The organism is Enterococcus avium ATCC 14025 (assembly GCF_000406965.1).
GTDB classification, from domain to species: Bacteria; Bacillota; Bacilli; order Lactobacillales; family Enterococcaceae; genus Enterococcus_A; species Enterococcus_A avium.
In genome coordinates this window covers 173,796-187,814 of the sequence record NZ_KE136367.1, presented here as the reverse complement: position 1 = coordinate 187,814, position 14,019 = coordinate 173,796, and the positions used below count along the sequence as shown (strand labels likewise).

Below are 14,019 nucleotides of genomic sequence, written 5' to 3'. Positions count from 1 at the left end.
ATCATTGTTCTCCTTGAAGGCTGAAATCTTCTGGGCGGTCTGCTAATTGAAAATAATGAGCGATTGCTTCAGTGATTCGCAGACTAGCTTTTCCGTCACCATAAGGATTGCTGGCTTTTGACATTTTCTCGTAGGCAGCGGAATCCTCAAATAATTCTCTGATAGTTTCGTAAACAGCTTGCGTTTTTGTTCCAACCAATCTGAGCGTGCCTGCTGCAACTCCTTCCGGCCGCTCTGTTTGGTCACGTAGGACTAGGACGGGAACCCCTAATGAAGGAGCCTCTTCTTGAACCCCGCCGGAATCCGTCAAAATCAAGTAGCTTTGTTTAGCATAGTTATGAAAATCAACTACATCTAAAGGTTCGATCAACGAAATGTTTTCTGCTTCGCCCAATATTTCTTTTGCCGCCTTTCGTACTGCTGGATTTTTGTGCATTGGAAAAATAAATTGAGTATCCGGATACTCATAGGCAGATTTATGGATCGCCTCGAACACAGAATACATTGGTGCGCCTTGATTCTCGCGCCGATGCATCGTGATTAAGACGATCCGTTTCTGACCTTTTGAAATTTCAACTGGAATTTCGTAATGGTCATCTAATGTATTCTTCATTGCATCAATAGCGGTGTTTCCCGTGACATAGATATGCTTTTCCGAATGATTTTCCTTGATCAGATTCTCTTTGCTTTTGAGTGTTGGTGCGAAATAAAGATCGGTTAGACTATCGGTTAATTGCCGATTCATTTCTTCTGGAAAAGGCGAGTATTTGTCCCACGTTCGCAGGCCAGCTTCGACATGACCGATTGGAATCTGCTGGTAAAAAGCACTCAAGGCTGCTGAAAAGGTTGTTGTAGTATCTCCGTGAACCAATAAAATATCAGGACGATCTTTTTGTAAAATAGCGGTCAATTTTTCCATGACACGACTGGTAATTTCGTTTAAGGTTTGTCCTTGCTGCATAATATTTAAATCATAGTCAGGAATGATTCCAAAGGTCTGCAAAACCTGATCAAGCATTTCTCGATGTTGCCCAGTAACAACTACTTTTACGTTGAAGCGTGCATCCGCAGCTAATTGTTTGGCCAAAGGAGCCATTTTTATCGCTTCTGGTCTTGTTCCAAAGACTAAGAAGACTTTTTTTCTCATGATATTCCTCCTGCGAAAGTCTAATATTTATGAACGAATAGACTATATTAAGCAAAAAATAAGACTCATCAGTTATAATTGTGAGCCAATTCATTTGAATATAAACATTCATTCACTTATTTTTATTTCCTACCTAGTATAGAAAACGTCTGTCATTTTGTCTTTTAAGAACACTCGATATTTTAAGAATGTTTCACAAGATAAGGGAAGCAAAGGAAATAACATAAAGACAAAAAAACAAGAAGAAACCGATCTTCTTGTCAGACTGTAGATAAAAGGTGCTTCAAGCTTGTAGTTTGGGTTTTGAGCAGCCTTTTTATCTGTTTTATTTTTAAATGTGTATTGCTCTTTATATCCTCCCAAAAAGAATAACGTCTATCTCTAAGGCAGTGGGTCGCTTAATCACTTGAATCGCTCATTTTTACTGTATCTTTTTTCCCCCGCAGATACCAGGTCAATCCGATGACGTGAGCGAGGTATAACACCACTAAACAAATTCGCATCAGTGTATTATCCACTAATAATCCTGGGATTAGAAAGACTACAAGGATCATTAAAAACATTTTGACCATCCCAGCGTTGGTGATTTTCTTTTTGAGGATCGGCTCATCCACAGTTCGTTGATAAAAAGAGGATTGAATGAATTTGTTGTAATATTTATCTGAACTGCGCAGCCAAAAGAAGGCCGTCAGCAAGTAAAAAACGGTCGTTGGCAAAAAGGGCAGGAAGATTCCCAAAGTTCCTAGTGCACATGTGATCGCACCAAAAGAAAAATAGATGATTTTTTTCACAAGTCTGCCTCCATTAATGAATTGAAAGAAAATGCTTACGGGCTAATCTTATGATAAATGAAATGAATCAGCAATCGTTTAACGGAAAAAATATTCTGCTAGATTCAAAAAGAAGCTGAATAAACAGAAGAGAAAATCATTTTCATTATTTCTTTTTTTAATAAAAAAGTTTATCTATCGAGTCATTTGCCGTAAAATTTTAGTTAAAAGAACTGTGTAATGTTGAGGGAGTCATTTGTTCGTTGTAAAGGCTAAAAGGGAGAGGAACCAGATTATGAAGCGCTTTTTAAAAATTAGTTTGCTGGTGTTAGTCATTCTCGGAGGGTGCGGGAACAAAGAAGCGGAAAACGAGACAAGAAATAAAACTTCAGAGGCATCGAAACCCAAAACAAGAAATAGGGTAAAGCTGACCTTCTCTGCGGTAGGGGATAATTTGATCCATGATTATATCTATGATCATCTCAGACAGCCCGAAGGCACCTATCGTTTTGATGAGATGTATGAACCAACACGCTATTTGAACGAGGATCGAGATGTTTCCTATATTAATTTGGAAACGATTTGTGCAGGAGAAGAGTTAGGATTGTCAGGATACCCGACTTTTAATGGTCCGACGCAGGTTTTAGATTCGCTGCATCAGGCGGGCTACAATTGGTTGTCTGCGGCGAGCAATCATACCCTGGACAAAGGCGAGGAAGGGATCATCAAACAATTAGAGTATTTGGAAAAATATCCTGATATCACTGTGACAGGGTCACAAAAATCACCTGAGGCAAAACGACTGCAGATCAAAAAGATCAAGGGTGTCAATGTCGGATTTATGTCCTACACTTTTGGCTTGAATGGGATTCCCCTGCCAGAGGGCAAAGACTATCTCGTTAATCTGATTGATGAGGAACAAATCAAAAAGGATATGGAGGAATTAACGAAGGAAAGTGATGTGCAAATCGTCAGTATGCACTGGGGAGAAGAATATCAATTTACTCCGAATGAAGAGCAAACGCATTTAGCACAGGTATTAAGCGATGCTGGCGTGGATGTAATTGTCGGGGGACATCCCCATGTGATTCAGCCGATGGATTATCTGACAGGAAAATCAGGGAATCAAACGTTGGTAATGTATTCTTTAGGAAACTTCATTTCTTCTCAAGCAGAAAATGATCGTATGCTGGGCGGTATGGGCCGCTGGACGATTGATTGCAATAAAAAGCAGAAAGATGTCAAGATCGAACAGGTCGAATTTTGGCCGACCATTACGTATATTGGCGACAATTATCAAACGTACAAAACCTATGCGCTAAAGGATTATACAAACGAGTTAGCCAATCAGCATATGATCCATGTCAATCAAGGGCAGGATTTGTCCCGCGAATACTTTATTGAGCGAACAAAGCAGATCATGAATGACAAAGTAAAGATTGTTTATTAACACCGCAAGTCAAATCAAGCGACAAGCTTTCCTGATTTCTATACTAAAGACAGGGTGGTGGAAGGATGTATGAATGGCAGCGGCAGATCCAACAGATTGTCGAGGAGATTGATTACTGTATCGAAGGCTACAATGATGAAGCATTGACACTGCGGAGGCTTGCTCGCAAAATGGGCTACTCTGAATTTTACGCGACGCGGAAATTTAAGGAAATTTCTGGGATGTCCTTTCGTGATTATTTGCGTCAGAGAAAATTAGCTTTTGCGTTAAAGGAAGTTCGCGACAAGCAGAAAAGCTTTTTGGATATCGCCTTTGATTATGGTTTTTCCTCGCATGAAGCCTTTACCCGTGCATTTAAAAGGATGTATGGAGTCGCTCCCAGTGAGTATCGCAGGGAGCCGAAGCCGGTGGTACTTCGAACCAGAATCAGCTCATTTGACCGCTACTTTTTAGGATTAGGAGAGATCGGCATGGTGAAATCTACCGACGATATCAAGACGTATTTTGTGACGATCCCAGCCCATAAGTTTCTGTATATCAAAAACAATCAGAGTAATGGCTATTGGGATTTTTGGGAGAAGCAAAGTCGGATTCCCGGACAGGATTGTGATACGATCAGCGGCTTATTGGATAGTATCAAAGGAAAGCTAGATGATAATGGCGGTCATAAACCTGACAGCAGCAGCGGTCAAGTGATGGCGTATATCAGTGATTTAGAAGGGCGCCTTTGTGACTGGGGCTTTTTGCGATCGGAATGCTACGGTGCTCGTTTACCTGCTGATTATCAAGGAAAGGTACCAGAGCAAATGCTGATGCTGGATGTTCCAGAAGCAGAGTATCTGGTTTTTGAACACGGTCCGTTTAATTACGAGCAGGAAAATCGCAGTGTCGAGGAAAAAGTAGAGCAAGCAATGGCAAGCTTCGATTTTTCGAACACTGAGTATCACTATGATACTACGCCAGGACGTGTGATCTACTTTTATCATGATCCAGAACGCTTTTGGAAATATGTAAGACCAGTCAAAAAATAAGCTAAAACAGCGAAGTTGATTTTTAGTCAACTCCGCTGTTTTTTTACTATAAGGAAAGTATAAAAGTTCCACATGAATAAATTGCTTTACAGCGGGTATATCCATGACCGGCTAAGCATGTTCGCGAAGCCTTCCTTATGTATAACGACTAATTACAAATCAAGCACTCTTTTTCCAATGTTCCGTTGTTGATTTGATTGAACTCGTTTCCCCATTGGTGCAGCATCTGGATGACCGACTTTAATGAATGGCCATAGTCAGTGATGTGGTAAGAGACCATCAAGGGTTTTTCTTGAATAACTTGGCGCTGATCAATCCATCACTCTCTAAATCCTTCAATTGCAGTGAGAGCATTCTGCGAGTGATGCCTGGGATTTTTTTCTGCAATTCATTATAGCGGTGCTCTCCTTCAAAAATAAGATGATACAATAGAACACTTTTCCATCTTCCTGAAATCAGCTGAAGCGTGGATTCGACAGAACAACCTTCTTCACAATTATAAATTTTTCGGACCATGTTGGGCCCTCCTCATAGACTGTAGCCGTCATTGTTAATTTAATACTATCTTTTTAACACAGACGAAAACAAGCGTCTATTATTTTATCTCCGAAAACGAAGGATAAGAAAAATTAAAAAAAGTCATAGGTATAAAAAAATTCCCTAATTTACATTTGTAGACACTGGTTTTATGATAGCTGTACAAAACAGGCGACTCCCCAAACTATGCGAAGAAAATTTCAGCAGCCTGTTAGTGTATATCATGTGCAGAATGAAAAGGAGAAGGATATTATGGGATTACCTACAGAAAACTATTTCGGTGAGCTAGAACAGGTTCATGCGTTTTACGGCGAAATGCCCACAGGTGTAAGTGTCAGTGAGACAGGCAGAATTTTTATTAATTTCCCTGAATGGGGCGATGATGTTCAAGCCACAGTTGTTGAGATCGTTGATGGAGAATTGGTGCCTTATCCAAGCAAAGAAGCCAATACTTTTGATCCAGCGAATTCTGAAAAAGGCTTTTTAAGTGTCCAAAGCATCGTTGCTGACGGAGAAGGAACCTTATGGATTTTAGATACAGCTGCGCCAAATTTTGATGTTCCGGTCGAAGGAGCTGCTAAATTAGTAGCGGTAGACCTTGCGACAAACACGATTCGTCGTGTATACACCTTTTGCAAAGAAGTAGTATTGGATTCGACCTATTTAAATGATGCCCGTATCGATCTTCGTCGCGGCAAAGAAGGCGTCGCTTATATTACCGATTCATCAATTACCGGCCCGGGCGCAATTATTGTGGTTGAGTTAGATACAGGAAATGCCTTCCGAATTTTAGATGGAACACCATCGACAGCGGTAGATCCAGATTTTCTACCGAAAGTCGAAGGGGAAATCTTAATGAATCGTGACGAAAATGGTGAGACTTCTCCTTGGCAGGTAGCCGCGGACGGAATCGCCTTATCACCAGATGGCAAGCTGCTTTATTATAGTCCCTTATCAAGTCGTCATCTTTATTCCATTGAGACAGATTTCATTTTTGATGAAAAAATCGAAGACGATGCGCTAGAAGCACATGTCAAAGACTGGGGAGAAAAGGGTGCCTCTGATGGCATGATTACGGCAATTGACGGGACCATCTATGCTGGTGACTATGAAAACAATGGGATTCGCGCGATTTATACTGATGGTACAATGGAAACCATCGCTCATGATCCAAGAATTTTATGGCCAGACACTTTATCGATTGGTCCAGATGAATACTTGTACTTCAATAGTAATCAGCTGCAACGTCAAGCGGGCTTCCATTATGGCAAAGACCTGCGGGAAAAACCATATAGCTTATTCCGGATCTTCATTGGCAAAAAGCCGGCTAAATCTAAGTAGGGAGAGAAACACATGAACAAAAGAGCAGAAATTTTAAATGCACACAAACACCGTTTTGCTACCAAAGCATTCGATAAAAGTAAGAAAATTAGCAACGAGGACTGGGAAACGATCATTGAAGCTGGTCGTTTATCACCAAGCTCCTTCGGTTATGAACCCTGGAAGTTTCTTTTGATCGAAAGCCAACAAGTCAAGGACGAGCTGCAAGAGAACGCTTGGGGCGCACGAAACAGTTTGAATGGCGCCAGTCATTTTCTGATCGTTCTGGCTAGAAAAAATCTGACTGGAAATAGTGAGCATGTCAAACATATGGTTGAGGATGTTTTTGGCGTTCCGTATTCAGAAGAATCTCCGCAAACGATTTTCTTCAATAATTTCCAAAAAAATGATTTTGATCTGTCCTCAGAGCGAGAACTATTCGACTGGGCGTCAAAACAAACCTATATTGCTTTAGCCAATATGATGACAACTGCCGCGTATCTGGATATCGACAGCTGCCCGATCGAAGGCTTCAATAAAGATGCGGTGGATCAGTATTTAGTTGAAAAGGGCTATGTTGATCCTGAAGAATTTGGTGTTTCTTATATGGCTGGTTTTGGTTACAGAGACCAAGCGATCCCAGAGAAAAAGCGCCAAAAATTAAGTGATGTTTACCAAGTGATTCAATAATCATAAATCATAGGAGGCCGATAATAATGTCTGAAAAAGAAATGATGCACGCTATAGGTTTTTTTGAGGGACTGCCAATTGATGATCCTAACAGCTTTATTGATACGAAGGAAGAAATTCCTAAAGCTGTCGGAAGAGATTTGTTAGTCAAGGTTCAAGCTGTCTCGGTCAATCCAGTGGATACGAAGCTGCGTCAAACGGCACGAACAAGTAATGCACTTCGGGTACTTGGTTTTGATGCTGTTGGTGAAGTGGCGGCTGTCGGGAATGAAGTAGAGAACTTTAAGGTAGGAGATCATGTTTTTTACGCGGGAACAACGACACGCCATGGGAGCAATCAAGAATACCAGATTGTCGATGAACGAATAGTGGCGTTAGCTCCTGAAAAACTAACAAAGGAAGAGGCAGCGTCATTGCCTTTAACTTCTTTGACAGCGTATGAATTACTATTCGACAAATTTAATATCGTGCCTCAAAAGGATTCGGCTAAGGGAAAATCAATCTTAGTGATCAATGGTGCCGGTGGAGTTGGTTCTATTTTGAATCAATTAGCAAAATGGGCTGGCCTAGAAGTATTCGCTACTTCAAATCCTAAGAATTTTGATTGGCTAAAAAAAGTCGGTGTCGATCATCCACTTGATTACCATCAGGACCTTAAAGCGCAGCTTAGAGAAATCGGAACGGATTCATTTGATTATATTGCCGTTTTATTTGATATCACGAAGTATCTAGATATCATCAAATCCATGATCAATCCTTTTGGTCATGTAGGAACAATTGTTGGAATCAAGGAACCACTAGAGCTTGCCGAGTGGAAAAATAAATCGGTGTCTTTCGATTGGGAGTATATGTTCGCGAAGACCGACTTTGGCTATGACCTTGAATCACAAGGCAATGCCTTAAAAACGATCGCTGAACTAGCTGATGCAGGGATTATTATTCCTACTGTCAGCAAAATCTATGATACAGGAATCAATGCAGAGAATTTAAAACAGGCTACCAAGGATGTGGAGTCCGGTCACATGCTAGGAAAAGTCGTTATCAGTGGTCCCTTTTAAAGAAATGTAATAAAAAAACAGGTTCTGAAGTGATTTCAGAACCTGTTTTATTCGTTAGCTTACTTTTTTCCTACGATAGTAGATAGCAAAAGCGAATGCTGCTAAGACCAAACCGATAATCGTGAGATATCCTGATTTACTAGAGCCTGTTTGTGGTAGGCTTGAGTCAGAACTAATCACGCTGGTACTTGAGCTAGGAAGTTTCTTTGATAAATAAGTATTCGATTTATCAGAAGGAATTAATGGATTGATAAATTTCACCGTTTGTTTTCCATCGTTGATATCCGCATGTGTGGCAATTTCGAAGTCTTCTCTTAGCAGTGATTCAAAGACGACGATTTCTCGTCCTTGCAGATTTCCTCCATTAAAGGTAAAGACGACAGACACTTTTCCGCTGACCAGATTTTTCTTTTCAGTTACAGTATCCTTAGCTTTATCTTTTGACACTTCTCCGACACCGGCAATGAAGGTCGTTGAGGCAGTAAGGGTTTTTCCATTCGCTGATAATGAACGTCCTGTTTTCTTATCCATCAAAATACCAGTGACTGTATAGACTTGGCCCTCAATCAGATTCTCGTAAGACACTTCATCGTTTAGCGTTACTTTTTCAGTTGGATCAAAAAGCTTCGTTCCATCGTTGGCATTGGTTGCATTTGTACCGATTTTTGGATCGGTGAATTTGATGGTTTGTTTTTCATCATTGATATCGGCATGAACAGCAACTTCTGTCTCATTTCGAGTAAGTGACTCAAAAACCACGACTTCCTTATTGTGCAGCTTCACGCCAGCAAAGGTGAAGGTAACATTTACTTTCCCGCTGACCAGATTTATTGGGACTTCATCAGCATCGACAGCTTCCTCTTTAGAGACCTCGCCAACGCCAGCAATAAAGGTCGTTGAAGCCGTGACTTTTTTATTATCGACTAATAATGGTTCACCAGTTGACTTGTCCATCAATGTTCCAGTAACAGTATAAACTTTTCCCTCAATCAGATTTTCGTAAGAGACCTCATCGTTGATCGTGATTTCTTTCAACGGTTCCACAATTTGTGTGCCATCATTTGCGTTAGTTGCCTGAGTACCGATTTTTGGATCAGTTACTTTGATCGTTTGCCCTTCATCGTCCAAATCTTTATGTTCTGTAACAAAACGATACTTCCCATCTACAGAGTGTTGACGCTCAAGTGTTTCGAAAACCACTAAATCGCCTGCGACTGAAGAAGCATCGAATTCAAAGACGACTTCAACCGTGCCATCGGCTGCTTCTGCTGTGAATTCTGTTTCTGCGGTGACTGTTTCTCCATCGACCATCAACGGCTGTCCGCTTGCTTTATCCATCAACACACCGGATACCTTATAGTTCTTGCCGATTTGCAGATTAGAATAAGCAACAGTATCTACGAAGGTTACTTTCTTCTCAGGGTCGACTAATTTTGACCCATCTGTCTGGTTCGTTGCGGTTGTTCCGATTTTTGGATCATCGAACTCGACTGTTTGCCCTTCATCAGTAAGATCACTATGAGTAGCCACTTGAATATTATCCGTCAGTAAATCTTCAAATACGACAACGGTTTTTCCAGCTAAAGCGGAAGCCTTGAAGGTGAATGACAAAGGAATCGTTCCATCTGGTTTTTCTGGAACAAAGGTCTTTTCGGCAGTCACTTCTTGACCATCCACTAGTAACGGTTCACCTGTTTCTTTATCCATCAATTTGCCTTTAACCGTGTATTCACGACCGTCTGTGTAGAGATTCTTGTAGTCCACATGATCGACAATCGTTACTTGTTCTTCTGGCGAGAGATTCTTGTCGCCATCTTCTTCATCGGTTGCGGCGGTTTTCACATCCGGTTCAACGACCGCGTTAAGTGAAAATTGCGTTGGATTATAGACTCTTCCTCGAACCACATTTTGCAGCGTGCTATGCTTATAGACAACGGTTGCCCCAACATAATCGCTATCAATATCAAAGGCGAACTTAAGCTCGCTGACATTTGTGGCTTCATTGGCGGTAATCGTCAACACATTGCCATTCTTTTTCACATCCATCTCCGCGGGTTTCGACACAAGCTTATACGCGGATAAACTCTTGTTTGTATCTGTTAACGTCAGTGTCTGCCCAACATCGATCTTGATGTTTTGACCTGCGAAAATCGGTTTTGTGTAGAAAGGACGAATCTTTTCTTCAATTTCGGTCTTGAATTTATTATAGCCAGCTAAGCTTACATGACCTTCAGAGTCAGAAACCGATTTTAGACCAATCCCAGTCGCCAGCTCTTGAGTATACTTTTCAGTGTAAAAGGCGTTTTCAACCGATTTTTGCTTTTCGTAGCCAAAGTAAGCAGCTAACGAAATACGTTGAAGTTTCGTTGAAGTGTCTTCTCCAAGGGTAAATCCTGAATTTTCTCCCGCATAAAGGGGTGCACCAGGTTCGATACACCATAAGCGCTCTCCGTCGTTATCATGTTTTGAAAACCAGCGTGATCCTTCTTCGCCATTGGAATATACCCAGCTGACGGATTTGATGTTATAATCGGCATCGATATAGACATCACTCGCTCCTCTGGTAAGCGAAGAAGTTCGATAGCCGTATCTTTCTTCAAGCACACTCAAAACTTCTTTTAAATCTTCGCGAACATCAGTGCCATTTGTTGACTTCAGCTTGCCATTCTCGCTAAACGTATAATCGTTTTGTGCTAAGTATTCATCTACGGGCATCTCCGCGTCTGTTTGCTCTTCACTTGGCGTTGTATCAATAACTTCACTTATTTCATTTGTTGCTGTTGTCTCTTCGCTTGCAAAGGCCGCAATCGGTTGTGCAGCGAAGTTGGAAAGCGCTAAGACTAACATCAGTTTATTCATTATTTTTCCGCTAAGTTTTTTCATCTTCTTCCCATTTCTCCCTTCTGTTTTTGACATCAGATCTTATTTATTCCCTATAGAGCCACTCCTTCCATTTATTGACAAATAATTTATTTAATTAGTGATAGTGAATACTAAAAAATAACAACGTCTTATCTTCATTATAAATTGTTTATTTATTACTCCGTGACAGATTTTCTAGGCTTTTTTCCATTTTATGCCCCTTAACGACGACAGCATTTTTTATTAAAACGAAAAATAAAACTGTGTCGTTCATTGTTATAAATATTGAGAATAAATACTGTAAAATATCTCGATTTGATAGGTATCTGAGAGGAATAGTTAGAAAGAAAAATGAAAATGTCCTGTTTCGGTGTATTGAATAATTTTGACAAAAAGATAGTTATATAAATAATTCAAATGGAAATTATTTGATTTCCATCATTTTCCATGCTAATTCGGTGGGTTTTCTCCGATATTTGGTTTAGTTTTGGTGCGTGGATGACAATTTTATTTATTTATTTTCTTTTTATGTCTCTTGTCCTCGTGAAAATAAAGAAGAGGTGGTATAACTAATGCGGTTAATGAGAGAGAACGATTTTTATATTTTTAGCGAGGGAGCTGTTCAATAATTTTGTTGTAGGTATGTTCTTTATCAGCTGCGAGATAATGATGACACAACAAAAAAACAGCCCATAAAAGGCTAGGCTGCTCTAGAGAATTTGAGAAAAATCGTTGGACCGGAATGGCGCTGCCGTTTATTCGTGAATAGGAGCTAATCCGAAAGTCCAAAGACTTTTGATCAGCTCCTGCCTGATCATCTTCTTTTAGCTTGGATATATTCTTCAAAGCGTTTCATACCAAGACAGCTGATAAGAATAAAGGGGAAAAATTGAATTGGAAATAAGAAAAGCAATAACGCGGCACATACATAAGGCTGGCGGAGAATAATAGTGGTACTAGCTGCCACAGCTACACCCACGATTAAGCCTGGTGTATAAGGAATCAATCGGACTACAGCAAAGCCGATTGCAGTGCTAGAAAAGATTGCCGGAAAAATCTTACCACCTCGCCAACCAAAGGAAAAGCAAAGATTCGTCAAAAAAGCCTTTCCGATCCCCAATAACAATAGATTGATGAAGGAGAGCTGAAGTGCCTGTTTGGAAAGGGGCAATAGCTGCTGTTCACCAGAAAATAGAAAATACGGCGACCACAAAGCAAATATCCCGATACAGAGTCCGGCAATCAACGCAGAAATAACTAGATTATCAATTTTTGCAGCCAGACGGTCAGTCAGCTTCTCAAGTTCCAAAAAGAGAACACCGAATAAACCACCGATCAACCAACTAACAGGGGAGAAGACTATTGCCTGCCATTTCCAAGAAATATTTTTGGGGAAATGCAGTGAAAAAATACTTTCTTCTGGAAATAATCGTTTAATAAGAAGGAATCCTAAAAGTCCGAAGCCTGTACTAAGTGCATAGAGGATCGTTTTTTTTACTTTATCATTACCTGTTGGCGGATTATTTTGCTCAAATACTTCACTGACACCAGCCAACGGTGCGCGAAAAATAGCGGCTAACATTGTTCCAATACCTAATTCTAATAGTTCTTCTTTGCGTTGTAGAGTTAGCTTTAGTCGGTCACCCATCCAAGTGATCAAGCCCCCCATAATTCCAGCAAGTGCGGCTTCGGGTCCTAGGCTGGCACCAAACATCAAGACGATGATTGCTGACAAGAAATTTTTGCCTATTTGTTTTTTGTAGGTTACCCGCTTCTTTTGTTTGAATTCACTTAATGTTTCATGCATAGTTGTCGGGTATCGTCCAATTTTAGTTTGAATAAGACCAACCAAGCAGCCGCCGATTAATCCAACAAGTATCGGATAAAAGGGGATCGATAAGGTTTCTGGAATAGTTGTCCATACAACGTCTATCATAAGGTTTGTGAATGACAAAAAAACAGCGGACATTATTCCCACCAACAAGCCTAAAACACAGCTATATCCGACAAATAATGTAGAAAAGCGCATATGACACCTTCTTTCTTGAAAAGTGGTTTTAAGATCTGAACGGGTTCCTGAATTGATCCTGGCCTTCTATAGTCACAGCGCGAGTATCACTCTAAAAAATCCTGTTGTTTTCTTATTAACAATCCTAACATAAGTGAATCCTATCGCCAGTTAATCAAGCAAAAAATCCGCAGTCAAAGAGACTGCGGGTTAAAAATAGAGAAGTCTAGTCTCTGCTCATTGAATTTTTCAAAAATTCTTCATCATTAGGGTCACCAGAACCGCGTTGGTTTTTATCGATCGCTGCGATGAGGCTCATTTCTTCATCTGTTAATGTGAAGTCAAAGACATTGATATTTTGCGCAATCCGTTCTGCGTGAACCGATTTTGGAATCACAATGATTTCTCGTTGCAAGTGCCAGCGCAAAATGACTTGAGCAACTGATTTATTGTGAGCTTCAGCGATTTTCACTAACGTTGGATCGTCTAAAACATTGCTCTTACCTTGACCAAGCGGGCCCCAAGCTTCGTGAGCGATATCCAAGCTTCTCAAATACTTGTTCAATTCCTTTTGCTGGAAGTAGGGATGAGTTTCGATTTGGTCAACAGCGGGTTTTACTTTTGCCGTCGTTAATAATTTTTCCAAATGTGGTTTTTCAAAATTAGAAACCCCGATGGATTTGATCAAGCCATCGTTGTATAAATCTTCCATTGCTCGCCATTTTTCGTTGTAGCCGTCACTTGGCCAGTGGATCAAGTAAAGATCCAAGTAATCTGTTTGCAATTTCTTCAAAGATTCGTGGAAAGCTGCGATTGTTTCATCGTAAGTCCTATTGCTGTTCCAAACTTTTGAAGTGATGTACAGGTCTTCACGCTTTACATCACTCTCAGCCAGTGCTTCACCGAGCCATGCTTCATTGTGATAGATCGCTGCCGTATCAAAGTGACGATAGCCTTCTTTTAATGCAGCGGCTACTGATCGTTTCAAATCATCTGCATCTTGAACTTTAAAAACACCTAGGCCCAATTGAGGGATCGTCTGACCATTGTTTAGCTTTAACTGTTCCATTAAGAAAACCTCCTAAATATAGTCGTTCTATGTACAAGTATACCTCTGTGTTGACGATATCGTAACAAATTTGTTTG

10 protein-coding genes and 1 pseudogene are annotated in these 14,019 nt (G+C 40.5%); 5 read left to right on the top strand and 6 right to left on the bottom strand.

Features of this window, described 5'->3' with window-relative positions:
* Position 1 precedes the first annotated feature (1 nt).
* Positions 2-1,147: a non-hydrolyzing UDP-N-acetylglucosamine 2-epimerase gene (wecB, locus tag OMU_RS20240; RefSeq protein WP_016181724.1), complete on the bottom strand. Its 1,146-nt coding sequence runs from the start codon at positions 1,145-1,147 to the stop codon at positions 2-4.
* 398 nt (positions 1,148-1,545) lie between these two features.
* A complete protein-coding gene (locus OMU_RS20235) occupies positions 1,546-1,938 on the bottom strand; it encodes a YbaN family protein (RefSeq protein WP_016181723.1) in 393 nt (130 codons plus the stop codon).
* A 274-nt stretch (positions 1,939-2,212) separates the two neighbouring features.
* Here OMU_RS20235 and OMU_RS20230 point away from each other — a divergent pair, with 274 nt between their 5' ends.
* Together OMU_RS20230 and OMU_RS20225 are read left to right on the top strand one after the other, a co-directional pair.
* A complete protein-coding gene (locus OMU_RS20230; RefSeq protein WP_016181722.1) occupies positions 2,213-3,367 on the top strand; it encodes a CapA family protein in 1,155 nt (384 codons plus the stop codon).
* 65 nt (positions 3,368-3,432) lie between these two features.
* On the top strand, positions 3,433-4,398 hold the full coding sequence (locus OMU_RS20225) for a helix-turn-helix transcriptional regulator (RefSeq protein WP_016181721.1): 966 nt from the start codon (positions 3,433-3,435) through the stop codon (positions 4,396-4,398).
* Between the two features lie 148 nt (positions 4,399-4,546).
* Here the strand turns inward: OMU_RS20225 and OMU_RS23035 are convergent.
* A pseudogene (locus OMU_RS23035) lies at positions 4,547-4,914 on the bottom strand (winged helix-turn-helix transcriptional regulator).
* 273 nt (positions 4,915-5,187) lie between these two features.
* Here OMU_RS23035 and OMU_RS20215 point away from each other — a divergent pair.
* Genes OMU_RS20215 through OMU_RS20205 form a run of 3 tightly spaced genes read left to right on the top strand, consistent with a single transcriptional unit; the run spans position 5,188 to position 8,003 of the window.
* Positions 5,188-6,276, top strand: a complete 1,089-nt coding sequence (locus OMU_RS20215; protein WP_016181719.1) for an L-dopachrome tautomerase-related protein — start codon at positions 5,188-5,190, stop codon at positions 6,274-6,276.
* 12 nt (positions 6,277-6,288) lie between these two features.
* On the top strand, positions 6,289-6,945 hold the full coding sequence (locus OMU_RS20210) for an NAD(P)H-dependent oxidoreductase (RefSeq protein WP_016181718.1): 657 nt from the start codon (positions 6,289-6,291) through the stop codon (positions 6,943-6,945).
* A gap of 26 nt (positions 6,946-6,971) precedes the next feature.
* Complete coding sequence (locus OMU_RS20205; protein ID WP_016181717.1) at positions 6,972-8,003, top strand: zinc-binding alcohol dehydrogenase family protein; 1,032 nt, start codon at positions 6,972-6,974, stop codon at positions 8,001-8,003.
* 54 nt (positions 8,004-8,057) lie between these two features.
* Here OMU_RS20205 and OMU_RS20200 read toward each other — a convergent pair whose 3' ends face one another.
* The 3 genes from OMU_RS20200 to OMU_RS20190 form a co-directional block, all read right to left on the bottom strand.
* Positions 8,058-10,886 carry a VaFE repeat-containing surface-anchored protein gene (locus tag OMU_RS20200; RefSeq protein ID WP_016181716.1) on the bottom strand — a complete coding sequence of 943 codons (2,829 nt, stop codon included), beginning with the start codon at positions 10,884-10,886 and terminating at the stop codon, positions 8,058-8,060.
* A gap of 793 nt (positions 10,887-11,679) precedes the next feature.
* Positions 11,680-12,894 carry a chloride channel protein gene (locus OMU_RS20195; protein WP_016181715.1) on the bottom strand — a complete coding sequence of 405 codons (1,215 nt, stop codon included), beginning with the start codon at positions 12,892-12,894 and terminating at the stop codon, positions 11,680-11,682.
* 205 nt (positions 12,895-13,099) lie between these two features.
* A complete protein-coding gene (locus OMU_RS20190) occupies positions 13,100-13,942 on the bottom strand; it encodes an aldo/keto reductase (protein WP_016181714.1) in 843 nt (280 codons plus the stop codon).
* Positions 13,943-14,019: the final 77 nt, after the last annotated feature.